Genomic DNA, 23,234 nt, shown 5'->3' with positions numbered 1-23,234 from the left:
CGGCCGGTTCCCCTCCTGGCTTTGACTCCCCGGGCCGCCCCGGCCGGTCCGGTCGTCGGCTCCGGGGCCCGGTGAAGCCTGCGTGCCTCGACAAGTCCGGTCGATGAAAGGGCTGTTCGGTACGCCGCTCTCCTGCTAACGTCCCCTCCGGCTCAACTGGTCCTACCAGTTGAGCCGGACAGGGACCGGAACTCCCGCCGAGGTGATGCCCCTTGGCCGAGAGACGTACAGCGCAGAGAAAGACGAGGACAACGATGTCCACGAGCAGCCAGCTCCTCAGCCGGCGCTCCTTCGGCAGGCTGGCGGTAGGGGGCGCGGGAGCCGCCGGGATGGGGGCGCTCGGTGCGTGTACGTCCCGGGGCGGACGGCCCTCCCCCGATACACCGTTGCGGGTCATGGCGATCAACCATGTGTGGTCCCAGGCGATCCGCCGCCGGACGAAGGAGTTCGAGGAGCGCATCGGGCGACGGGTCTCCATGACCCTGCTCACCGCGGACCAGTTGACGAGCAGTTACAACGTCAAGCTCAACGCCTCGGGCACCGACGTGGACGTCATGATGGTCCGTGCGCTCCAGGAGCAGCTCCTCTTCGCGCACAACGGCTGGCTGACCGATCTGAGCGACCGCCTACGCCAGGACGACGAGTTCGCCTGGTCGGACTTCCAGAAGGCTCCCCGCGAGGCCTCCGTCACCGGAGGCAAAATCCTCAGCGTCCCCGTCGTCACCGAGCGCCCGGCGCTGTACTACCGCAAGGACCTCGTGGAGGACCTCGGCGGACCGCCGCGCACTCTGGAGCAGTTGATGTCGGCCGCCCGGGAACTCACCTCGAAGAACAAGGGTGTGTACGGCTTCGTCGGCCGGGGTCAGCGCAGCGGTGCCGTGTCGCAGTGGTCGAGCTTCCTGTACTCGCACGGCGGGGACTTCGTGGTACGGGGCAGATCGGGCATCGGCACGCCCGAGGCCCTCGCCGCGTACGCGTACTACGGCAAGTTGCTGGCGAGGACGGGCCCGCCAGGAGCCACCAACATGAGCCTGGAACAGGCCATGCCGATCTTCGCCCAGGGCAAGGCCGCCTTCTACATCGACGCGGACGCCATCTACAGCAACTTCCTCGACCCCAAGGTGTCGACCGTGCGCGAGACCGTCGGCTTCGCCCCCTTCCCCGCGGGACCGGCCGGCGCCCGGCCGCACAACATCCCTTCGTGGAGCCTCGGCATCAGCACGTTCTCCCTGCTGCGCGACGACGCCTGGGAGTTCATCAAGTGGGCCGGCAGCGCGGAGATGACCGCGGCCCTCCAAAAGGACGGCATCCCCGGCGCCCGTTCCTCTGTGTGGTCCGACCCCGCGTCGCTGACCTCCTTTCCGCCGGACCTCGCCAAGGCCATGCGGCTCAACGCGGAGCGCGGCCTCGGCTACGACCGGCCCCGCGTCCTGCAGGTCGGCCGGGCCAGGGACATCGTCGGGCGTCCGCTGGTCGCGGGCATCCTCGGCGAGGACGTGCGGCCGGTCACCCGTGACGCCGACGCGGAGTTCGCCGATTTCCTCATACGCGACAACCGCCACAAGGAGACCTGATGTCCACCACAGAGGTCTCCCCGGCCCGCCCCGCGGCCGCGTCGGGCGCCGGGCCGTCCCCCGCTCGCCGTACCCGTACGTTCGAACAGGCAAATCGGCGGCTGAAGTGGGGGATGCTCGCGCCGGCCCTGCTGTTCGTGGGCCTGATGATCGTCTTTCCGCTGGTCTACACCCTCAACCTCAGCCTGACCGATGCGTTCGGCGCGGTGAACGCCGGCAAGGGGCACGTCGGGCTGCGGAACTTCACCGACGCGCTCGGCGACACCCGCCGGTTCTGGCCCGCCGCCCGGCGCACGGTGCTCTTCACGGTCGGAGCGGTGGTTTTGGAGACGGCGCTCGGCCTCGCCTTGGCGATGCTCATGCGCAAGACGTTCCGGGGCATGCGATGGGTGCGTACGGTGCTGATCATCCCGCTGCTCACCACGCCGGTGGCGATCGGCATTCTCTGGCTGCTGATCCTGGACCCCACCAACGGCATAGCCAACCACCTGCTCACGGGGATCGGACTGCCCCGGCAGGATTTCCTCGGCTCCGTCAGCCAGTCCCTGCCGACGCTCATGCTCATCGACGTCTGGCAGTGGACACCCATGATGACGCTGCTGCTGCTCGCCGGACTGACCACGCTGCCGGCGGAGCCGGAAGAGGCGGCCCGCGTCGACGGGGCGAACGGCTGGCAGCGGTTCCGTCACGTCGTGCTGCCCATGCTCGGACCGACGCTCGCCACCGCCCTGGTGCTCCGCGCCGTGGACGCCCTCAAGACCTTCGACATCCTCTACGCGACCAAGGGCGCGGGCGGCGGTTCGGACTTCGAGGTCGAGACCCTGAACGTCTACGCCTACGGACTCACCTTCGACTACCAGGAGTACGGCCTGGCCGCCGCCGTCCTGGTCCTGTTCACGCTCTTCATCGTCGGCGTCGTGGTGCTGCTGCGCCGCCGGGGTGGAAGGAAGGCCGCATGAGTGCCCCCGTCACCGCCGCTCCCGTCCCGGCACGCCAGCGCCGGCGCACAGCCCGGTCATGGCTGCGCGGTATCGCGATCGTCGTCGTGACGCTCGTCTTCGCACTGCCCCTGGTGTGGATGTTCGCCGCCGCGTTCAAGACCAACGTCCAGGTGACCGATCCCTCCGTGGGTCTGTGGTTCAGGCCCACCTTGGAGAACTTCCGGAACATCGTCGAGGCTGGGCAGATCCAGCGGTCCATGGGCAACTCCCTGCTGGTCGGCGTCGTCTCCACCGTGCTCTCCGCCGTCATCGCGGTGCCCGCGGCGTGGGCCGTCGGACGTTTCGCCATGCACCGCACCGGATCGCTGATTCTCGTCGCGCGCATCGTGCCGGCGATCTCGCTGCTCGTGCCCTGGTACTACCTGTTCGCGCAGATGGGGCTCGTCGGCTCCTACACCGTGCTGATCCTCAGCCAGATGTTCGTCTCCGTCCCGCTCATCATGTGGATCATGATCAGCTTCTTCGCCGGTCTGCCGGTCGAACTGGAGGAAGCTGCGCGCACCGACGGGCTGAGCGCGTTCGGAGCCTTCTGGCGCATCGCCCTGCCGCTCGCGGCCCCCGGCACAGCCACCGCTTCCCTGCTCGCCTTCGTCTTCAGTTGGAACAACTTCATGTTCGCGCTGGTCTTCGCCGACGACAGCACGCAGACGGTGCCGGTGACCCTCTTCAACTTCATCTCGTACGCGAGCACCGACTGGGGCGGTCTGATGGCCGCCGCGACGCTCATCACCGTTCCCGTCGTCCTGGCCGCCGTCCTCGGACAGAAGTACCTGGTGGCCGGCTTGACCTCGGGCGCCTCCAAGGGCTGAACGGCCTCACCTCCGTCTCAAGGAAGAAAGACCCCATGAAAATTGTCGACGCGAAAGTCTGCGTCACCAGCCCCGGCCGCAACTTCGTCACCCTCAAGCTGACCACGGACGAGGGACTCGTCGGCCTCGGCGACGCCACGCTCAACGGCCGGGAACTGGCCGTGGTCAGCTATCTCGACGACCACGTGGTTCCGCTCCTCCTCGGCCTCGACCCGCACCGCGTCGAGAACACCTGGCAGTTTCTGTACAGGGGTGCCTACTGGCGGCGCGGACCTGTGACCATGGCCGCGATCGCCGCGGTCGACGTGGCGTTGTGGGACATCAAGGCGAAGGCGGCGGGCCTTCCCCTCTACCAACTCCTCGGCGGCGCGAGCCGGAACCGTGTCGGGACCTACGGCCACGCCAACGGCCGGGACATCCCCGAGCTCCTCGATTCGGTCCGCGCCCGCCTCGCCGAGGGGTACCCCGCCGTGCGCGTGCAGTCCGGAATCCCCGGGCTGAAGGCCGTCTACGGAGTGTCGAGCACGGACGACAGCGGCTCCCCCGTGCTGCACCAGCAGGCCCGACCGCTGACCGAGGACTGGGACACCGGCGCCTACCTGCGACACATCCCGACCGTGGTGGAGGCCGTGCGCGCCGAGTTCGGCCCCGAACTGCCCCTGCTGCACGACGTCCACCACCGGCTCACCCCCGCCCAGGCCGCCCGCCTCGGCAAGGAGCTGGAGCCGTACCACCTCTTCTGGCTGGAAGACTGCACGCCCGCGGAGAACCAGGAGGCTCTGCGTCTGGTCCGCCGCCACACCACCACGCCACTGGCCATCGGCGAGGTCTTCAATACGGTCCACGACTACCAGGTCCTGATAACCGAGCAGTTGATCGACTACGTGCGTTCCGCCGTCACGCACTTCGGAGGGGTCACTCCGCTGCGCAAGCTCTTCGACTTCGCCGCGCAGTACCAGATCAAGAGCGCGATCCACGGGCCGGAGGACATCTCCCCCGTCGGCATGGCGGCCGCCGTCCACCTCGACCTCGCCGTGCACAACTTCGGTATCCAGGAGTACTCAGGGCACAACTCGCTCACCGAGAAGGTGTTCCCCCACGCGTACACCTTCGAGGACGGTCATCTCCACCCGGGAGAGGCGCCGGGCATCGGGGTGGGCCTGAACGAGGCACTGGCCGCCGCACATCCCTACGAGGCGGCGTACCTCCCGGTGAACCGGCTGCACGACGGGACGGTCCACGACTGGTGAGCCGTCAGGCTGCCGGGCGGCACGGTGCCGTCCCGCAGTCGACGTGCAGCAGTGCTCGCGGGCCTTTTCGCAGACGGCCGACGTCAGCACCGGTCCGCAGGCCCCGGATTCGTTCGGTGTTGCCCAAAGCCCCGGCTACGCCCGGGTGAGGCGGGGGCTCACACGAGTCGTTACCAGGCGTAGGCCTCGGGGGCTTCGCCGCCGGGGCCGGGCCAGATCTCGTCGAGCCGGCGCAGGGCGTCCTCGGGGAGGGTCACCTCCAGGGCGCGCAGACTCTGCGCGAACTGGTCGGTGGTCCGGGGGCCGATGATCGTGGCGGTGAGGACCGGGTTGTGCAGGAGCCAGGCGAGGGCGACGTCGGCCGGCTGTTCGCCGATCTCGGCGCAGAGCCCTTCGTACGCCTCCAGTTGGGGCCGGTACCGTTCGACGGTGTTCTGCATCTGGGTGGACATGCGCCGGCCGCCCTCGAGCTTGCGCAGCACGCCGCCGAGGAGGCCGCCGCCCAGGGGACTCCACGGGAACAGGCCGAGTCCGTAGTGGCGCAGGGCCGGGATGACTTCGAGCTCGATGGTGCGAGCCGTGAGGTTGTAGAGGCTCTGCTCGCAGACCAGGCCCATGAAGTTGCGGGCGCTGGCGGCGTTCTGCGCGGTGGCGATCTGCCAGCCGGCGAAGTTGCTGCTGCCGACATAGGTCACCTTGCCCTCGCGTACAAGCTGCTCCATCGCCTGCCAGATCTCCTCCCAGGGAGTCGAGCGGTCGATGTGGTGCATCTGGTACAGGTCGATGTGATCGGTCTGCAGGCGCCGCAGGCTCTCCTCGGCGGCCTTGCGAATCTTGTAGGCGGACAGGTACTTGTCGTTCGGGCCGCGCCCCATCGGCTGGTACAGCTTGGTGGCGAGCACGAGCTGCTCCCGTCGACGCCCGCCCTGGGCGAGCCAACGCCCGATGATCTCCTCGGAGATCCCGTAGCCCTGCGCCATGTCAGGGGACTGCGGCCCGCCGTAGACATCGGCGGTGTCGAACAGGTTGACGCCCGCCTCCAGCGCGTCATCCATGATCTGGAAACTGGTGGGCTCGTCCGTCACGTCACCGAAGTTCATCGTGCCCAGCGCCATGCGAGAGACCCGCAGACCGCTGCGGCCCAAGTGCGTGTACTGCATGAGGTATTGACCTTTCGTGCGGGACGCGGACGGATGCGTACCGTTCCGCAGTGTGGTTTCCGGGAAGGTCGAGGTCGGCGGCTTGCAGCGGGTGGGTGTTCACCGTGCTGTCAGCGCGATCCCGGTGCGTCGGGCGAGTGTGTCGAGCAGTTCGTTCCGGAAGTCCTCGTCGTGCACGGCCGGGTGCGCGGCCTGCTGTTGTTGGTGGTGCCAGTAGCCTCCGTCGGCGTGGGCTTGTGGGTCGGACGAGGTGGCCAGCCAGGTCTGGGTGACGTGGCCGAGTTCCAGCTCGTCGGGGGCCTGGGGGCCGCCCATGCGTGTCGGGACCCAGCCCGGATCGACGGCGTTGCTGAGCAGCTCAGGTCGGCGGCGGGCGACGGAGGCTGCCAGGGCGGTCACCAACAGCTTGCTGTCGGCGTAGTCCATCGGGGAATCCGGGTTGAGCAAGGTGCGGAGAGCGGCGGTGCCGGTCCGGCTCGCACTGTGCATGCTGCTGCTGAGGTAGACGTGCCGGTCGGGTCGGGTGATCAAGCAGGTCAGCAGGTAGGGGGCGAGGACGTTGACGGCCTGGACGTCCGGTCCGCTGTAGGTCCCCGCGTTGTGGATCACCGCGTCGATGTTGCCGAGTGTGTTGGCCTCTTCGGCGACGGACAGGGTGCCCTGGTGGGTGGACAGGTCGCCCGTCACCGACAGTGCGCCGCGCTCCAACAGGTCCTGTGCGTCGTTCAGTCGGTCGTGGTTGCGGGCATGCAGCACTGCCTGGTGGCCTTGCTCCAGCAGTGCCACGACGGTGTTGCGGCCCAGCCCTCCGGCGGAGCCGGTGACCAGTACGCGTGCCATCTGGGGTCTCTTCCTCCTCAGCGTCTGTGTCGACGGCCGGTGGGGTCATCGGGCGACATAGCCGCCGTCGACAGGGAGGGCGACGCCGACGACGTAGCCGGCGGCGGGGCTGTTGAGCCACAGGACGGCTTCGGCGATCTCCTGGGCGGTGCCCAGACGGCCGATGGGGGCGTCGGCTGCCGCGGTTTCGGGGTCGAGTTCTCCCTTCGCGATCATGCCGGCGACCATCGGAGTCTTCATCGTGCCGGGGCATACGGCGTTGATGCGGATGCCGCGCGGGGCGTACTCGAGAGCTGCGCTGCTGGTCAGACCGATGACGCCGTGTTTGGTGGCGTGGTAGGAGGCGCGCTGGGGGTTGCCGACCAGGCCGCCGAGCGAGGAGCAGTTGACGATCGCGCCTCCGCTGTCCTGTGTGCGCATACGGCGCAGTTCGTGCTTCATGCACGCCCACACGCCGCGCAGGTTGACGGCGTTGACCCGGTCGAAGGCGCTGGCGTCCTCATCGGCGGCGTCGGCCAACGGGATCATGATGCCGGCGTTGTTGAAGGCCATGTCCAGGCGGCCGAAGTGCTCCACCGTCCGGTCGATGAGGGCGGCTGCCTGGTCTTCGTCGGAGACGTCGCAGGGGATGGCAAGGGCCTGGTGGCCGGCGGAGGTCAGCTCGTCCGCAGCCGCGCGCACTGCCTGTCCGTCGAGGTCGGCGAGGACGACGGCGGCGCCCGTCCGCGCGTAGGCCTGGGCGGTGGCCAGGCCCATGCCGCCTCCGGCACCTGTCACGAGGGCGACCTTCCCGGTGAAGTCGTAGGTGGGGTTCATGTGGGTGCTTCCTTTCGCAGGCGTGCGGGTGTTCACGTGGTGCGGGCCGCTGTTGTCGAGCGGCCGGCGGGTTCCTCCGTGAAGCGCCTCTCCGGAGCGGGTGTCGCCGAGGCGGCGGGGCATCTCGATTCCGACGAGGCTGGGACCACTGCTACCGATCTCCGTACACAGACCTACTTTCCATTCCGTTTCTGCGCGTCCTGAGAGGGTTCAGAAGGCCGCATTCATGCGGCCTCGGTCGGTGTTAGTGAGGGGGCCTCGCCGCCGGACGGACATGTGGTGCACAGACGCAGGGTGGGCGGGGCACCGGGGCGTCCGGTTCAGTCGGACACGGGTTCGGCGTAGTGCCTGAACCCGGTCTGCTCGGTGTGCAAGGTGTACAGGCGCTGGGCCAGGGTCTCGGGGCTGGAGTGTTCGGAGTCCGCCGTGATGGCGCCGGAGTCGGCGCCGACGATGTGTGCGGAGCCGGGCCGCAAGGCGGAAGCCGGCTCATCACTGCTGCGGCGCGGGGGTCAGGGCGTGAGGAGAGTCTTGATGGCGCGGCGTTCGTCCATGGCCTGGTAGCCCTCGGCGACCTGCGCCAGCGGCAGGGTGAGGTCGAAGACCTTGCCCGGGTCGATCCGGCCGGTCAGGACGCGGTCGATCAGGTCGGGCAGGTAGCGCCGCACCGGCGCCGGGCCGCCGCGCAGGCCGACGTGGGAGAAGAACAGCTCCTGCCCGTCGACGGCGACCTCGTGCGGGACGCCGACAAAGCCGACGCTCCCGCCGGGGCGGGTGGAGTGCAGGGCCTGCTGCATGGCCTGGGCGGTTCCCACGCACTCCAACACGCTGTCCGCGCCTACCCCACCAGTCAGCTCCTTGATCCGGGCAACGCCTTCCTCGCCGCGTTCGGTGACGATGTCGGTGGCGCCGAACTCGCGGGCGAGCTTCTGCCGCGACTCGTGCCGCGACATGACGATGATCCGCTCCGCGCCGAACTCTCTCGCCGCGATCACCCCGCACAGGCCGACCGCACCGTCACCGACGACCACGGCGGTCGAGCCGGGCTTCACCTCGGCGGCGTCGGCGGCCCACCAGCCGGTGCCCATCACGTCGGAGACAGCCAGCAGACTCCGCCACAACTCCTCACCCGGCACCTCGTCGGTGGCGACGAGGGTGCCCTGCGCGTTGGGGACACGGACGTACTCGGCCTGGCACGTGGACATGAACTCAACGTTCAGACAACTCGACTGAAAGCCGTTGCGGCAGTTCGCACACACGTTGTCCGAAGTCGCAAAGGAACCGACGACGAACTGGCCCGGCCTGACGCCCGTGACCTCCGATCCGACCTCCTCCACCAAACCGACGTACTCATGCCCCATCGGATGTGCCTGCTCAGTCGGCTCGGCACCCCGGAAGGGCCACAGGTCCGAGCCGCACACGCAGGTCACCGCCGTGCGGATGACCGCGTCGGTCGGCTTGAGGATCTTCGCGTCGTCCACGGTCTCGAAACGCACATCGCCGGGGGCGTGAATCACTGCTCCGCGCATGAAAAAGGCTTTTCCTTACGTACTGGGGCGCCCGGTACGAGCGACGTACCGGCGTCCACCGAATGCGATTCCCAGCCCTGGACCGGGCGGCGACGCTGCCTGCCCACAGATCCCAGGGCGGCGCCCAGTCCTCCCGAAAGGTCGGAGCCGAAGCGCCACGTCACCCAGGAAAACGCCATCTCGCGCGGGCAGCGAGTCACCAGTGAGGGGTGTACTGGCGGTACACCCCTCCCGTGGCAGACAGCACGTACCGTCGAAGACGTGGACAACCGAGTAGAGGTCCGCGAGTTCCTCACCTCGCGGCGAGCCAAGATCACACCCCAGCAGGCCGGGCTGCCGGCCGGGCCGCGGCGCCGCGTGCCGGGGCTGCGCCGCAGCGAGGTCGCCGCGCTCGCCGATGTGAGCGTCGAGTACTACGCCAAACTCGAGCGCGGCAATCTCGCCGGCGTCTCCCCCGCCGTCCTGGAAGCGGTGGCCCGCGCCCTCCAACTCGACGACGCCGAACGCGCCCACCTGCTCCGCCTGGCTCAGGCCGCCGACGGCACCGACACTCTCACCCGGCCCCGGCGTCGTGCGACCACGCGCCAGTGGACCCCGCACCGCAGCCTGCAGTGGGTCCTTGACGCGGTCACCGCCGGGCCGGCGTGTGTCCGTAACGGCCGCATGGACATCCTCGCCGTCAACCCGCTCGCCCGCGCCTTCTACACGGACCTCTACGCCACCCCCGGCAACCAGGCCAACCTCGCCCGCTTCCAGTTCCTGGACCCCTCCTCGCGACGTTTCTACCCCGACTGGGAGACCTTCGCCGACATGGCGGTGGCCATCCTGCGCACCGAGGCCGGCCGCAACCCGTACGACAAGGACCTGCACGACCTCGTCGGCGAACTCTCCACCCGCAGCGAAGAGTTCCGCACCCGCTGGGGCGCCCACAACGTCCGCCACCACGGCACCGGAACCAAACACTTCCTCCACCCGTCGGTGGGCGAACTGACCCTCGCCTTCGAGGACTTGGAGATGGCCGCTACCCCCGGTCTCACCCTGACCGTCTACACAGCCGAACCCGGCTCACCCTCCGAGGAAGCACTGCGCCTGCTCGCCTCCTGGGCCGCCACCCATGAGACGCCTTCTGCGCAGCAATCCTCGACGACCTGAACACGGCCGCCGTCGGTGCGACCTGGCGGCAGCCCGCAGCAGATGCCCCCCCCCCAGGATGCGACGGAAAGAGTTCTGAGAGCGGATGAGTCCATGAAGCTGAGGGAGCAACCGAATTCGGCGGACCTGACGCCCTGCGCGTTCTTGACCTTCCGAGGGCTGAGGCAAAAGCGGGCGAGGTCCGCCTCCGGGTGCACGCTGCGACGGTCAACCCGGTCGACATCCTCGTACGCCGGGGACTCGCTTTCGTTTCCGACGCACAGGCCCCTACGTCCACAACAGCGGTGAAATCACCGTCCTGCGGGGTTCCGGTCACCGGCCGCCTCACTTGGCCGTCCTATAGGCCGTTTCATTCGGATCACCGGGCGGACCAGAGGAAGATGGCCGCGATGTGGAGTCCGGCCAGATGGATGGTGGCGGTCTTTTCATAGCGGGTGGCGATGCCGCGCCACTGCTTCAGACGGTTGATGTCCCGTTCGACCGGGTTCCAAGATGCATGTGCTGTCCGATCGAAAAGGACTGCCTCTCGTGGTCGTGGTCTCAGGTGGCAACATCCCCGACGGCGAGGGCCTGAAGCCGCTTCTGGCCGGTCTTCATTCGAGACACGACCCTGACCGCAGCCGGCACTACCCATTGGCAAGGTCCACGCTGACAAGGCCTATGACCGGCCCGACCTGCGCAGACGGATCCGCGGCCAGCGCCTCCCCATCCGGATCGCGCGGAAGAACGTCGAGCCCAACCACCGGCTGGGCAGGCATCGTTGGGCCATCGAACGCACCATGTCCTGGCTATGCGGCTACCGCAGGCTCAGCCCCCGCTACGAACGCCACCCCCGCAACTACCTGGCCTTCCTCGGACTCGCCGCAGCACTGTGCTGCTACAAGAGACTCCAATGCCTCAGCACATAGGACACGCTCTAAGTTGTCCTGTCATTCACTTTCCTGACGCGAGTGTCTCTTCTTCGGCAAGCCAGGTGGCGCACGCTTAAACCTCTGACGTGTGGAGACGATTGCCGCGCAAGGCAAGCGGCTCAGTGGGTCAAATTAGGAATTGGCCTGATCTTGCTGCTTCACAGGCCCGCCCTGGGTAATGTCCGTGAAATGGGGGATGCCGGTTTCGCCAGGCTGCCGCGGTGCGCGCGGCAGCCTGGTGCCGAGGCGAAACGGACACGGACGAGCAGCATCAGGAGAACGGCCATGGCCATCGAAGAGATCCCTGCGACCTGCCGGGAAGTCCGGCTTGCCGCTCATCCCGACGGCGCCCTCACCTCTTCATGCTTCGCGCTCGCGGGCACGGAGGTGCCGACGCCGGGCGAAGGGGAGGTCCTGGTACGGAACGAGTACCTTCAACTGGCGGCGGTGATAGGAGATCTGACACGCCCCGAGCCCAATCTGCCGATGCCCGGATTCCGTCCGGGCGAGCGGCTGCGGGGCGCGGCCGTAGGCGTGGTGGTCCGCTCCAACAGCCCGGGGCTGGCGCCCGGCGACCTCGTGCAGGGCAGTGACGGCTTTCGGGAGTACTCGGCGGGCCCGGCACCGCAGTACGTAAAGCTAAGCCAGAAGGCGCTTCCCAGCCCGGTCCACCACCTCACTCAGGGCCCGACCGCATACCACGGAATGGCCGATACGGCGGAGGCTGGGCCGGGCGACACCGTCTTCGTGTCCGGCGCCGCGGGCGGAGTCGGCTCGCTGGCCGGGCAGATTGCCAGGTGTCTGGGCGCCGCACGGGTCATCGGCGCGGCGGGCAGCAAACCGAAGGCCGACTACCTGGTTCACGAGCTGGGCTACGACGCGGCATTCGACTACCACGACGGGCCGGTGCTGGACCGGCTGCGCGAGCTGGCCCCGGACGGCATCGACGTCTTCTTCGACAACGTGGGAGGTGACCAGTTCGAAGCCGCAGTGCAGGCGGCCGCGCCGCACGCCCGGTTCGCCCTGTGCGGAGCTCTGTCCGGTCAAGTGGGCGACTCTGCCGGGGCGTTCCCCCGACTCGACGTGATGACCGCGATCCGCAAGCAGATCGTCATTCTGCCCTTTGCCACATACCACACGCCCGATCAGATCGACGCGTGGGAAAGGCACTTCGCCCAGTGGATGGCGGAGGGCCGGTTCACGGTCCCGCAGACGGTGGTGGAGGGCGGGCTCCCCGCGGCTCCGCAGGCCCTTGTCGACCTGCTGGGCGGGGCGTACATGGGCAACGTCGCGGTGAAACTGACCCGGTGAGCCGACCGGTCCGCTCGCTGGGCGTGGAACTGTCGCTGTGGAGCGGATGTCACCATGCGGTGAACTACTGAACCGCTCCGGGTTCCGTAGAGATCTCCGTTGTTCGTTGTGACCTGGGGTTTTGCGGTGGTGAGGTAGTGGTTGACTTCCTGCTCGACGGGCGGGATGTGGCCTATTTCGCCGTGGAGTCGACGATGGTTGTACCAGTCGATGTACTCGGTGGTGGCAATTTCGACGTACGAGAGCGTTCTCCACGGTCGCCGGGGCTTGAGCAGTTCTGTCCTGTACAGACCGATCGTGGATTCCGTCAGGGAGTTGTCGTAGGCGTCGCCGACGGAGCCGATGGACGCGGCGATCCCTACTTCCTGCAGGTGTTCTGCCAGGCGGAAGCTGGTGTACTGCGATCCCGGCATCGGAGTGGTGGATCAACTGGCCGTTGTGGCTGTCGGCCCGGTTGTCCTGGCACCCGCTCTTCGACCCCGCAGCGGGGGGGATCTCCAGCCGCCCGAGTAGAGCTGGGCAGGCAAGCACGGAAGGCCGCTGATCAGCTCCAGGAGGGGAGGACGTGAGGTACGAGCAGCAGGAGCGCATCCTCCGCGCGGCGCGCCAGTTCATGATCGAGCATGGTGATCCACCGACGATGCGGGAGCTGGCGGACGCCGTGGGGCAGGCCTCTTCCTCGGCGCCCCGCCCTCGCCTTCGTCCTCCACACCACCAGTCACTACACCGAGGCCCACGCCCGCCTCCACGAGTCCGTACCGGCCCTCGCCCGGCGACGCCTCCGCACCACCCGAGCCCGCCTGGCCGCCGGCGAGCTGGCGACCTTCCACGAGTACGACCTCCTCTACGGCCTCACCGGACTCGGCACCTATCTCGTACGCACCGCACCGACCAGCTCAACGATGGAGCAACGCCTGCACTACCTCGTCACCCTGACCCGCCCCTCCCCCACAACCAAGGCCTCCCCGGATGGTGGGTCGGACACGACCCCCAGAACCGCCCCGACCACACGGCGGACACGCCAACTTCGGCCTCGCCCACGGCTTCACCGGACCCCTACTCCTCCCCAGCAAAACCCTCCTGCACGGCCTCATCGTCAACGGACACCACGAAGCTCTCGCCGATCCGTGCGGATGGCTCGCCAAGTGGAAACAACTCGGCGACCGCGGCCCCTGATGGCCCGAGACCCTCACTTGCACCGAGCTCGCCACCGGCGCCCCCGACCAGCCGGGTCCAGCTCGACCAAGCTGGTGCTACGGCACCCCGGGCATCACCCGCGCCGGCCAACTCGCCGCCCTCGCCCTTCACGACACCACGCTTCAAGACGAGTTCGAACACGCCACCCTCACCTGCCTCACCGACCCCAACCAACTCGCCCCCTCACCGACCCCGGCCTCTGCCATGGCTGGGCCGGCCTCTACCAGACCATCCGACATATCGCCCGCGACGCACGAAGCCCCGAACTCGCAAAGCACTTGCCCGACTTGGCCACCGCCTTCGCACATCGAGCCCGCAACGTACCTGTCAGCCCCGGCCTCCTGGCCGGAGCCGCCGGAATCGCCCTCACCCTCACCACCGCCGCTGTCCCCGAGACCCCGACCTGCGGATGGGACGCATGCCTCCTGACCAACTGACCCCCGTCGACCGGACAGGCACCCTCGAAGACGCCATTCTCACCCTCCTCACCGGCACACGCCGCGACGTCCGGCACCAACCTCGCCACGGCCGAACTCCGCGACGCCGCGGCCACCTACCGACGAGCCGGACGAGAAGCCCGCACCCAGGAAACACTCCACACCGAATGGCACCAACTCAACCTGCAGTTCACCCACTGGCCCAGCGCCGAAACCACCGCCCGCGACCACCTGACCTCACTCCTCGACCACACCCAGCAAACCGGCGAACTCACTGGCTGGTGGTTCGTCCGCAAACACCCTGCTGGCGACTCCGCCTCCGGTGGCTGGGACATACCTCCATCAAGGTCACCGTCGATCGCTACGGGCACCTGGCCCAGGACGGTCGGGAGCGCTGTCGGCGGGTGGTGGACGAGACCTACGCGGGAATCCTGGAGGGACGGGTCAGCTCAGGCCGTACTGCCGCAGCACCTCGTGCTGACTTGGTGCTGGGTTGACGGGAAAGTACACGTAGCACACCCCGCCCGAACCGCTCGCCTCCTCGCCGTCCGCGTCGTGGCGCTTGGTGCGGAGCCAGATGTTCTCCCACTGGCGGCGGTTGTAGACGTGGCGGACGGACGGGTTGTCGGGGGAGGCGGGGTCGTTGGCGATGACGTCGCCGTTCTCGGTGAAGCCGATGACGGTCATGAGGTGGCCTGCCGTGCCGTAGCCGGCGCCGTCGAGTTCCGATTCGAGGAAGGACTGGGAGGTGATGAGGGGGATGCCGGCGGCGATGAAGCGTTCGGCGTCGGTGAGGCTCTCCAGGCGGGTGACGGCGGCCTGCATGTCGGGGTAGGTGGCGGCGTAGGCGCCGTTGAAGGGCCAGTTGCCGCAGCCCTCGTACTGGTAGTCGAAGGTGTGGCGGGCCGCGTGGCAGACCTGGGGGTCGGCGAAGTCGGGGTCGACCCAGGCGAGGTCCTCCTCGGTGGGCTTGCGGCCCCAGTACTCGATGATCATCTGCGAGGAGGTGGGGCTGCACCATGCCTCGCCGCCGTTGTCGTACTCGGGGTACTGGCCCTTGTGGATCTCCTGCGAGTAGCGCGGGACGTCGAGTTCGACGCCGGCCGCAGGTCCCGGGGACGAGGCGGGGACCTCGAAGCGGTCGGGGACGTCGGAGGCGAGGACGCCGGTGCGCCAGACCGTCGGCGTGCCGGTGGCGCCCTCCGCCCGGTAGAGGGTGACGCGCAGGCGGTAGGCGGTGAAGCGGAGTCCCGAGGCGGCGTCTGCGATGGCGAGTGTGTCGGTGTAGACGGTGGACTTGCCGTCCTCCTGGTCGTCGACGGAGGTGCGGCGGGGGACGTCGTCGCCGTCGCCCGAGGTCCAGATGCCGAGCGTGTACCAGGGCGACTCGGTGCCGTCGGAGTAGGAGGCCGCGAGTTCGACGCGGACCCAGGTGCCCTCGGGGGTGTCGGCGTTCCAGGAGGCGATCAACTCGGTTGCGGGGACGGTGGGCCGGGTCTCGGTGCTCGTCCAGGTCGCGTACTCCCAGGTGGCCGTGGTGCCGGTGTGGGGGTCGCGGTAGTCGGTGGTGCCCGCCGGGTCCGCGAGGACGACGCCGGGGCGGCTGCCGTCCGCGGGTGCCGTGCCCTCGGCGGTGCCCGAGGCCCAGTCGGGCTTCGTCGACCACGCCCGCAGGTGGGTGTGGTCTCCCGCGCGGCCCGGGCGCGGGCGGCGGGAGGCTCCGCTCCCGGCTGCGCCGGCGCTCGGGGCGGTGGCCGCCGCTGCGGCGACGGCCACGGCGGCTGCCAGGACGGTGCGGCGCTTGGCCGGTCTGCTGATCATGGGTGTCCCCCACTCCGTGAGTCCGGGTCGATAGGCCCCTGCATCGCGGCAGGTGCACGTCAGGTACCCAACTATTGCCGCTGTAGTGGCGCGTGGGCCAGTGGTCGAGCTTGCGGCGTGTCCGCGCGGTGGGGCGCTCGTCGGCCGTCGGCGGTGCGGAGTGCCTCGGTAGGGTGAGCGGATGCGGCAGTACGGGTCCGGAGAGAGACGGTGGGAGCAGCCGGCGGCGGGCGGGCCGCTGAGCCCCGACCGACTCGCGGAGCGGTTCCGGCGGCTGCCGCCCTCGTGCGGGCCCGTGCGCCTCGTCGGCGTCGACGGGCACGCCGGCTCGGGGAAGAGCACCTTCGCCGCCGTCCTCGCCGACCGGCTCGGCGGGGCGCCCGTCGTCCACCTCGACGACCTCTCCTCGCACGCCGCGCTCTTCGCCTGGACGGACCGGCTGCGCGAGCACGTCCTGGAGCCGCTCTCCCGTGCCGAGTCGGCCCGGTACGACGTCTACGACTGGGTGGGTCGGCATTTCGTGCCGGGCGGTGAAGTCCCCCCGGCGCCCGTGGTGTTGCTGGAAGGCGTGGGTGCCGGAAGGCACGAGGTGCGCCCGTGGCTGGCGGCGCTGGTGTGGCTGGAGCTGTCGGCGGAGGAGTCGTGGCGGCGGGGACGGGAGCGCGACGGGGAGGAGCTGGCGGGGTTCTGGGACGAGTGGGAGACGGCGGAGCGGGCGCACTTCGCCGCCGACCCTTCGCGCCCCCATGCGCAACTCCTGGTGTTCCAGGGGCAGTACGGACACCGGTTGCTGCCGGGGCCCGCGGGAGGGGCCTGAGCCTCACCAATCGTCACCGTAGGTAAGGGATTTGGCGGCGGTGCGTGCCACTCAGCGGAAGGCTTCGGGCCTGGCTTGACCTTCGCGCCGAAGAGCAATTACGTTCTCTACAGGTGGTTTTCACGCCACCTCAGACACGAAGCCCCCGGTTGTTCCCCCGTGACCGGGGGCTTCGTTCAGCTCCAACCGGAACCTCCATGCTTCCTTTCCCTCACTCTACGTACGCGATTCACCTCCTTTACCCCACCCTCCACCTCCGCACCAGCGCCTGCGCCGCCCTTCGGTGGTGAGCGCCGCGCGGGTACGATGCGCAGTGGCGCGGAAACCCCGGGTGACGCCCGGGTCGCGGGCAGCAACTCCCGCCGGGGGGCCGGAGGTTCATCCGGCCCGCCGCCGAGGACGGGTGGGCGACCGTCGATTGGGACGGGGGACGTTTCGTGGGGGACGTGATGGATTTCGGCACGCAGGACCCCAGGGGCCTGCACGCTCCGGCCGACCTCGCGTGGCTGCGCGGCGTCGACGCCTACACCGTCGGCGGGTACGCGCAGGCGGAGGAGGAGTTCCGCACCGCGGTACGCCTCGATTCCGGCATGGCGGACGCGTGGCTCGGCCTGCACGCGCTGCGCGCCGACACCGCGACGGCGCTGCTGCGGATGTACCACCACCGCGACCGCTTCGGCGAGCAGCGCGCCCGCCACACGCGCACCCTCAACTCCTGGTACTGGCTGGGCTGGTGGGTCCAACCGGTGCTGGAGACCGAACGCGACCTGCTGCTGGCGCACGCCTCGCACTGGCTCGACGGACGGCACGTCGCCGAGCTCGACCTGGCGCTCGCCGAGTGCCCGCCCGTCGAGGCCGACCGGCAGGTGCGCTTCCTCCACGCATGCCGCGCCTACCTCGCCAAGGACTGGGAGCGGCTCGTCCGCCACACCGAACCGCTCGTCGACGACGCCTCGTTGGGGATCGAAGCCGGCCTCTTCGCCGGCATGGCGCGTGTGCGCCTGGAGATGTACGGACAGGCCGAGCCGCTGCTGGAGACGGCGCTGATGCGCTGCCGAAGCGAGCAGCCGCAGCGCAAGGAGCTGCGGTACTGGCTCGCGCGGGCCCGCGAGGGGACGGGGCGCAGCGCGGCGGCGCTCCCCCTCTACCGCGCCGTCCACCGCGTGGACCCTGCCTTCATGGACACCGCGGCGCGGCTCACCACCATCGCCGAGAGCGACGACCTCGACGGCGCCTCGGGGTTGGCGGCGGCCGTCCTCGCCGGCGCCGCGGGCGGCGAGGAGAAGGGCCCTGCCCGCGAGGGCGGCGAGCAGCCGGAGGCCGCCGAGGGTCTCGCCGGCGAGGGTCGCCCCGCCGAGCAGCCCGAGGCCGACCCCTCGGCCCCCGTCGACCCCGACTTCGACGCGGACGCCGAGGCGCTCCGCTTGGAGGACTCCGGCGATCCGGCGGAGCCGGTCCGTGTCGACGCCGGCCCGCCGAGGCTGCGCGGGACCCCGCCGGCCGACCCGAGCAGCGGCGGGCTGCCCGCGGGGCCCTCCGACCCCGTGATGCTGGAGCAGGCGCTCGACGAGCTGGAACGGATGGTCGGCCTGGAGCCGGTGAAGCGCCAAGTACGGGCACTTTCCGCGCAGTTGAACATGGCGCGGCTCCGGACGGGCCAGGGGCTCCCCGTGCAGCCGCCGAAGCGGCACTTCGTCTTCTCGGGGCCCTCGGGCACCGGGAAGACGACCGTGGCACGCATACTCGGGCGCGTCTTCTACGCGCTCGGGCTGCTCGGCGGTGACCACCTCGTCGAGGCCCAACGTGCCGACCTCGTCGGGGAGTTCCTCGGGCAGACCGCGGTGAAGGCGAACGAGTTGATCGACTCGGCGCTCGGCGGCGTCCTCTTCGTCGACGAGGCGTACGCCCTCTCCAACTCCGGCTACAGCAAGGGCGACGCCTACGGCGACGAGGCGCTCCAAGTGCTTCTCAAGCGGGCCGAGGACAACCGCGACCGCCTCGTGGTCATCCTCGCCGGCTACCCGGAGGGCATGGACCGTCTGCTGGGCGCCAACCCGGGACTCTCCTCGCGCTTCACCAGCCGCGTCGACTTCCCGAGCTACCGTCCACCCGAACTCACCTCGATCGGCGAAGTGTTGGCCGCCGCCAACGGCGACGTGTGGGACGAGGAGGCCCTGGAGGAGCTGCGGAGCATCAGCGGGCACGTCGTCGAGCAGGGCTGGATCGACGAGTTGGGCAACGGCCGCTTCCTGCGCACCCTCTACGAGAAGAGCTGCGCCTACCGCGACCTGCGCCTCACGGGGTACCCGGAAGTCCCCACGCGCGACGAGCTCGCCACCCTGCGCCTGCCCGACCTCATGCAGGCGTACGGCGAGGTCCTCTCGGGGCGGGGCCCGGAGGGTCCCGGCTGGGACGCGCCGCCGGGTGCGGGCTGATGGGGAGACGGTGCACTTCGGCACGGCGCTCGGCCCCCGCGTACAGCCGCTGCCGCTTCCCAAGTCGGCGGTGTTGGACGGATGTTGGCGATAACCTGCGCATGTCGCCACGCATGCGGGGCATGCGAGGCAGATCCCCTCTCATGGGGCCGACATCGGATGGGGTGTGGAGATGCGGATACGTTCGACCGCGGCACGAGTGACGACTGCGACCTCGGCGGGGCTGCTGTCAGCCGTGCTCGTGGCCGGTTGCGGCAGCGACGGCGACAGCGCCTCGGACGACGGCGCGTCGGGCCGGAGTTCAGGGCCCCCGCCCGCGAAGGTCGTCGAGGCCGCGAACCAGAAGACCGTGCAGAAGAAGACGGCGCACCTCTCCCTCAAGACCGTGGTCGCGCAGGGCGGGCAGACGGTGAACGTCGACGGCCACGGCGTGATCGACCTCCGCGACGGCACGAGCAGTCTGGAGGTGGGCGAGGGCGGCCAGCGCCTCGAACAGCGCGTCGTCGACGAGGTGCTCTACCAGAAACCGCCGAAGGAGGCCGCGGCCCAACTCCCCGCGGGCAAGACGTGGATGAGGATCGACGTCGGGAAGCTCGGCGCCGCAGGCGGAGGCCAACTCGGCGACCCCGCCGACACGTTGGCCTTCACCAAGGGTGTCTCGGGCGACGGCGTGAAGAAGCTCGGCCGGGAGAAGGTGGGCGGAGCCGCCACCACCCACTACCGGGTGACGCTCGACGTCGAGAAGCTGGCGAAGGGCGACGCACAGCAGGAGAAGGAGTTGCGCGAGCAGCTCGGCGAGGACGTCCCCGTGGACATGTGGACGGACGATGACGGTGTGATGCGCCGTATGGCGACGCAGTTGACGATCGATCCACCGAAGGAAGCGGACGCGGGCGGGAAGGCCAAGGTCAAGACGACCATCGAACTCTCCGGCTTCGGCACGGAGGTGGACGTCGAGGCGCCACCGGCCGCGAAGACCGAGGACGTGACGAAGAAGGTCGCGCAGGGCGGCGGCGCGGCGCTCTGAGATTGCGCCCGGCCGTCGGTGCGAGGCGCGGCTCGGCCGCCGTGCCCGTCCTCGCGCACGGTTCGTCACGGCGAACCGTGCGGCGGCGGGCGGGACTTCAGCGTCGACCCAGGGGCGGTGCCGCACGGATGCCGTGCGGGACCGTCCGCCCGCATGTGCCACCGCGTCAGACTGCTTGGGTGACGGGGCGGACGACGACGGTCTGCTCCGCCGTGAGGTTCACGCCCTCGGGCGCTCCTCCCGCGGTCTCCCAGAACGCGGTCTCCACCCGGCCCGGCGCGACGAGGGTGACGCCGATGCCGTCGCCCGTCACCATCCTGCGGGTGTTCTCGGCGAGCCCGGTGACGGCCCACTTCGTCGCGCCGTAGATGTTGCCCGGCGTGCAGACGAACCCGGCCACGCTCCCGAGGAGCACGATCCGGCCGCGCGAGGACTTCGTGACTCATAATCGCTCCGGGGCGGCGATCCTCCCCCGGACCGCGAATAGTTGCGCCCGCACCCCACCGGCGTCCGGCTGCGCACCGGCGAACCGGCCACGCCTGCCCGTGCGTTGGTCCTGCCGATGCCGAATGCGCCTATGGCGTCGGGCTGTTCGGCGCCGGGCGCTCGTTCCGGAGCCCTCGCTCCCCCGCGGCGCGGGGCGGCGTCGCGGGGGAGCGAGCAGCGGACGCAGCGTCGGGACAGGCCCTCCGCGTTCCCCCGCCAACAACGTCCTACGAGCTGCGTCCCGTTGCGCGCGCAGCCGACTCCACGCATGTGACGCGTGCTTCAACCCCCGACCGCCACGGCCTCCGGCCTCCGCACCACGTGCTTCCGCCGAACGACCCCGGCTCAGCCCGCGGCGCCGTGCCGCTCGGCGAGCTCCCGCAGCGCCTTCGCGTCGCGGATCGCCTGCTCGCGTGCGATGCCGGGCTGGATGCCCATCGCGGGGAGGCTGGTGCCGTCGGCGAGGTCGAGGAAGACCCACGGGTCGCCGTTGCGCAGGTGCACGGCGAGGACCTCGGGCCACTCGAGGCGGCGCCTGGTGGTGAGGTTGACGACGGTGACACCGCCCTCGTCGGCCGTGACGTGCGGCCGGGCGAGGAGCAGCGGCACGCCGAGGAAGCAGAGTGCCGTGAAGAAGAAACCCGACCGCTGTGCGCCGCTCATGTCGAGCATCAGCGCGACGACGACGATGACGGCGCACGCGGCGACACCGAGCACCAGCAGCAGTGCCCTGGTGCGGTGCGGCCGGAACGTGACGGGTAGCTGCGGTGACGGACCGGTCATGGGCGGCTTCCCCCATCGAGGCGTGGTGCGTGCGGGAGGTGCTTCACGGCGTGCGTACCGGGCTCACAGCCGGCAGGCGTGGATGCCGGTGGTGAGGATGGCGCGGGCGCCGAGCTCGTAGAGGTCGTCCATGATCCGCTGGGCCTCCTTGGTGCGGACCATGGAGCGAACGGCGACCCAACCCTGGTCGTGGAGGGGTGAGATGGTCGGCGACTCCAGGCCCGGGGTGAGCGCGACCGCCTCCTCCAGGTGCTCGGCGCGGATGTCGTAGTCCATCATCACGTAGCGGCGCGCGACGAGGACGCCCTGCATACGGCGGAGGAACTGCTGCACCTTCGCCTCCTCCGCGTCGGAGCCGTGGCCGCGGATCACCACCGCCTCGGAGTGGAGGATCGGCTCGCTGATGATCTCCAACCCGGCGTTGCGGAGCGTGGTGCCCGTCTCCACGACGTCGGCGATGATCTCCGCGACGCCGAGCTGGATCGCGGTCTCCACGGCGCCGTCGAGGTGGACGACGGAGGCGTCGACGCCCTCCCGCTCCAGGTGCTGCCTGACGATCCCGGAGAAGGAGGTCGCCACGGCCTTGCCGCCGAACTCGCTGACGTGCTTGGCGGTGCCGGGCAGCGTCGCGTACCGGAACGTCGAGCCGGCGAAGCCGAGTTCGAGGATCTCCTCGGCCTGCGCGCCGCTGTCCAGCAGGAGGTCGCGCCCGGTGATGCCGACGTCGAGGCGTCCCGAGCCGACGTAGACGGCGATGTCGCGGGGGCGGAGGAAGAAGAACTCGACCTCGTTCTCCGTGTCGACGAGGACGAGGTCCTTGCGGTCGGTCCGCTGCCGGTAGCCCGCCTCATGGAGCATCGCCGACGCAGGCTCGGAGAGTGAACCCTTGTTGGGGACGGCGATGCGCAGCATGGGGCGTAATTCCTTTGCTTCGGCGGTTATGGTGCTTGGCGGGCGGGGTGGGGCGGTCGCGCCCGGCGGTCAACGGATGGCGCGCGCCGGCCCGTTGGACGGGGCCGCCGGAGGCGCTCCGGCGGCGGCAGTCAGAGGTGAGCGTATACGTCGTCGAGGGAGACCCCCCTGGCGACCATGAGCACCTGGAGATGGTAGAGGAGCTGCGAGATCTCCTCCGCCGTGCGGTCCTCGCCCTCGTACTCGGCGGCCATCCACACCTCTGCGGCCTCCTCGACGACCTTCTTGCCGATCGAGTGGACGCCCTGGGAGACGAGCTCGGCGGTGCGCGAGGTGATCGGGTCGCCGGTGGCGGCCTTCTGCTGGAGCTCGGCGAAGAGCTCCTCGAATGTCTTGTTCGCCATGGTGATCCAAGCCTACGGGGTCGGCGAGGACGGCTGGCGCCAGGGTTCCGCGACGGTGCGCAGCGTCGCCGCGGTGGCCACGGCCGCCGTGACGGCCTCGTACCCCTTGTCCTCGTGCGAGCCGGCGAGCCCCGCGCGGTCGAGCGCCTGCTCCTCGGTGTCGCAGGTGAGGACGCCGAAGCCGACGGGCACCCCGGTGTCGACCGAGACCTGGGTGAGGCCCTGGGTCACGCCCTGGCACACGTAGTCGAAGTGGGGTGTGCCGCCCTGGATGACGACGCCGAGCGCGACGACGGCGTCGTACCCGCGGTCGGCGACGACCTTGGCGACGACGGGGAGTTCGAAGCTCCCCGGCACCCGCAGCAGCGTCGGCTCGTCGATGCCGACCTCCCGGAGCGCGCGCAGCGCGCCGTCGACGAGCCCTGCCATGACCCGCTCGTGCCACTGGGCCGCGATCACGGCCACCCGGAGGTCTCCGCAGTTCCTGACGTTCAGTTCGGGTGCGCCCTTGCCGCTCACGTGGTGCCGCTCCTCGGTGTGGGTCCGTCGGTTGCGTGTCGTC

At 69.8% G+C, this 23,234-nt stretch carries 21 protein-coding genes and 3 pseudogenes; 12 read left to right on the top strand and 12 right to left on the bottom strand.

Going from position 1 to position 23,234, the window contains the following annotated elements:
- The first annotated feature begins 254 nt into the window (after positions 1–254).
- Genes F603_RS0102250 through manD form a run of 4 tightly spaced genes read left to right on the top strand, consistent with a single transcriptional unit; the run spans position 255 to position 4,634 of the window.
- Positions 255–1,574, top strand: a complete 1,320-nt coding sequence (locus F603_RS0102250) for an ABC transporter substrate-binding protein (RefSeq protein ID WP_026328066.1) — start codon at positions 255–257, stop codon at positions 1,572–1,574.
- The gene (locus F603_RS0102245) at positions 1,574–2,533 is read left to right on the top strand and encodes a carbohydrate ABC transporter permease (RefSeq protein ID WP_019544386.1); all 960 of its coding nucleotides are present in this window, start codon (positions 1,574–1,576) and stop codon (positions 2,531–2,533) included. The genes F603_RS0102250 and F603_RS0102245 overlap by 1 nt, the downstream gene beginning before the upstream one ends.
- Positions 2,530–3,384: a carbohydrate ABC transporter permease gene (locus F603_RS0102240; protein WP_019544385.1), complete on the top strand. Its 855-nt coding sequence runs from the start codon at positions 2,530–2,532 to the stop codon at positions 3,382–3,384. Before F603_RS0102245 ends, F603_RS0102240 begins: the two co-directional genes overlap by 4 nt.
- 35 nt (positions 3,385–3,419) lie before the next feature.
- Positions 3,420–4,634 (top strand): D-mannonate dehydratase ManD, encoded by a 1,215-nt coding sequence (gene manD / locus F603_RS0102235; RefSeq protein WP_019544384.1) that lies wholly within the window; start codon positions 3,420–3,422, stop codon positions 4,632–4,634.
- Between the two features lie 170 nt (positions 4,635–4,804).
- Here manD and F603_RS0102230 read toward each other — a convergent pair whose 3' ends face one another.
- From F603_RS0102230 to F603_RS0102210, 5 genes are all read right to left on the bottom strand, one after another.
- Complete coding sequence (locus tag F603_RS0102230) at positions 4,805–5,794, bottom strand: aldo/keto reductase (RefSeq protein ID WP_019544383.1); 990 nt, start codon at positions 5,792–5,794, stop codon at positions 4,805–4,807.
- 99 nt (positions 5,795–5,893) lie between these two features.
- A complete protein-coding gene (locus tag F603_RS0102225; RefSeq protein WP_019544382.1) occupies positions 5,894–6,634 on the bottom strand; it encodes an SDR family NAD(P)-dependent oxidoreductase in 741 nt (246 codons plus the stop codon).
- 45 nt (positions 6,635–6,679) lie between these two features.
- Positions 6,680–7,450, bottom strand: coding sequence for an SDR family NAD(P)-dependent oxidoreductase (locus F603_RS0102220; RefSeq protein WP_026328065.1), 771 nt, complete (start codon positions 7,448–7,450; stop codon positions 6,680–6,682).
- A 320-nt stretch (positions 7,451–7,770) separates the two neighbouring features.
- Positions 7,771–7,926: a hypothetical protein gene (locus F603_RS34940; protein ID WP_019544380.1), complete on the bottom strand. Its 156-nt coding sequence runs from the start codon at positions 7,924–7,926 to the stop codon at positions 7,771–7,773.
- Positions 7,927–7,962: 36 nt separating this feature from the next.
- Entirely contained in the window at positions 7,963–8,979 is a 1,017-nt protein-coding gene (locus tag F603_RS0102210; protein ID WP_026328064.1) for a zinc-dependent alcohol dehydrogenase family protein, read from the bottom strand.
- Between the two features lie 261 nt (positions 8,980–9,240).
- Here F603_RS0102210 and F603_RS0102205 point away from each other — a divergent pair, with 261 nt between their 5' ends.
- The 3 genes and pseudogenes from F603_RS0102205 to F603_RS0102200 all read left to right on the top strand — a co-directional run bounded on the left by F603_RS0102205 (position 9,241) and on the right by F603_RS0102200 (position 12,353).
- Positions 9,241–10,131 (top strand): helix-turn-helix transcriptional regulator, encoded by an 891-nt coding sequence (locus F603_RS0102205; protein ID WP_019544378.1) that lies wholly within the window; start codon positions 9,241–9,243, stop codon positions 10,129–10,131.
- Positions 10,132–10,608: 477 nt separating this feature from the next.
- Positions 10,609–11,039 (top strand): annotated as a pseudogene (locus F603_RS35650) (transposase); the annotation flags it as partial.
- A gap of 288 nt (positions 11,040–11,327) precedes the next feature.
- Positions 11,328–12,353 carry an MDR family NADP-dependent oxidoreductase gene (locus tag F603_RS0102200; protein ID WP_019544377.1) on the top strand — a complete coding sequence of 342 codons (1,026 nt, stop codon included), beginning with the start codon at positions 11,328–11,330 and terminating at the stop codon, positions 12,351–12,353.
- 164 nt (positions 12,354–12,517) lie between these two features.
- Here the strand turns inward: F603_RS0102200 and F603_RS36450 are convergent.
- Positions 12,518–12,766: pseudogene (locus tag F603_RS36450) on the bottom strand (integrase core domain-containing protein); the annotation flags it as partial.
- Positions 12,767–13,322: 556 nt separating this feature from the next.
- On the opposite strand from F603_RS36450, the gene F603_RS34935 reads away from it, so the two are divergent.
- Complete coding sequence (locus F603_RS34935; RefSeq protein ID WP_158678593.1) at positions 13,323–13,529, top strand: hypothetical protein; 207 nt, start codon at positions 13,323–13,325, stop codon at positions 13,527–13,529.
- Positions 13,487–13,987 (top strand): lanthionine synthetase LanC family protein, encoded by a 501-nt coding sequence (locus tag F603_RS36445; RefSeq protein WP_425426938.1) that lies wholly within the window; start codon positions 13,487–13,489, stop codon positions 13,985–13,987. The genes F603_RS34935 and F603_RS36445 overlap by 43 nt, the downstream gene beginning before the upstream one ends.
- A 444-nt stretch (positions 13,988–14,431) precedes the next feature.
- Here the strand turns inward: F603_RS36445 and F603_RS0102185 are convergent, their stop codons facing one another.
- Complete coding sequence (locus tag F603_RS0102185) at positions 14,432–15,808, bottom strand: peptidase C39 family protein (RefSeq protein WP_019544374.1); 1,377 nt, start codon at positions 15,806–15,808, stop codon at positions 14,432–14,434.
- 181 nt (positions 15,809–15,989) lie between these two features.
- Between F603_RS0102185 and F603_RS0102180 the strand changes: the two genes are divergently transcribed.
- The 3 genes from F603_RS0102180 to F603_RS0102170 all read left to right on the top strand — a co-directional run bounded on the left by F603_RS0102180 (position 15,990) and on the right by F603_RS0102170 (position 20,087).
- Positions 15,990–16,625 carry a uridine kinase family protein gene (locus F603_RS0102180; protein ID WP_019544373.1) on the top strand — a complete coding sequence of 212 codons (636 nt, stop codon included), beginning with the start codon at positions 15,990–15,992 and terminating at the stop codon, positions 16,623–16,625.
- A gap of 449 nt (positions 16,626–17,074) precedes the next feature.
- A complete protein-coding gene (locus F603_RS0102175) occupies positions 17,075–19,060 on the top strand; it encodes an AAA family ATPase (protein WP_211231013.1) in 1,986 nt (661 codons plus the stop codon).
- Between the two features lie 199 nt (positions 19,061–19,259).
- Complete coding sequence (locus tag F603_RS0102170) at positions 19,260–20,087, top strand: SCO4651 family lipoprotein (protein ID WP_019544371.1); 828 nt, start codon at positions 19,260–19,262, stop codon at positions 20,085–20,087.
- Positions 20,088–20,253: 166 nt separating this feature from the next.
- Here F603_RS0102170 and F603_RS31410 read toward each other — a convergent pair.
- The 5 genes and pseudogenes from F603_RS31410 to ribH all read right to left on the bottom strand — a co-directional run.
- Positions 20,254–20,523: pseudogene (locus F603_RS31410) on the bottom strand (SDR family NAD(P)-dependent oxidoreductase); the annotation flags it as partial.
- 395 nt (positions 20,524–20,918) lie between these two features.
- Positions 20,919–21,356: a PH domain-containing protein gene (locus tag F603_RS0102155; protein WP_019544369.1), complete on the bottom strand. Its 438-nt coding sequence runs from the start codon at positions 21,354–21,356 to the stop codon at positions 20,919–20,921.
- 63 nt (positions 21,357–21,419) lie between these two features.
- Positions 21,420–22,268, bottom strand: a complete 849-nt coding sequence (gene hisG / locus F603_RS0102150) for an ATP phosphoribosyltransferase (protein ID WP_019544368.1) — start codon at positions 22,266–22,268, stop codon at positions 21,420–21,422.
- Positions 22,269–22,399: 131 nt separating this feature from the next.
- Positions 22,400–22,672, bottom strand: a complete 273-nt coding sequence (locus F603_RS0102145; RefSeq protein ID WP_019544367.1) for a phosphoribosyl-ATP diphosphatase — start codon at positions 22,670–22,672, stop codon at positions 22,400–22,402.
- Between the two features lie 12 nt (positions 22,673–22,684).
- Positions 22,685–23,191 carry a 6,7-dimethyl-8-ribityllumazine synthase gene (ribH, locus tag F603_RS0102140; RefSeq protein WP_019544366.1) on the bottom strand — a complete coding sequence of 169 codons (507 nt, stop codon included), beginning with the start codon at positions 23,189–23,191 and terminating at the stop codon, positions 22,685–22,687.
- Positions 23,192–23,234 lie beyond the last annotated feature (43 nt).

Origin of the sequence: Streptomyces sulphureus DSM 40104 (assembly GCF_000381025.1) — a bacterium.
GTDB classification, from domain to species: Bacteria; Actinomycetota; Actinomycetes; order Streptomycetales; family Streptomycetaceae; genus Streptomyces; species Streptomyces sulphureus.
This window is presented reverse-complemented; position numbering and strand designations above follow the sequence as displayed.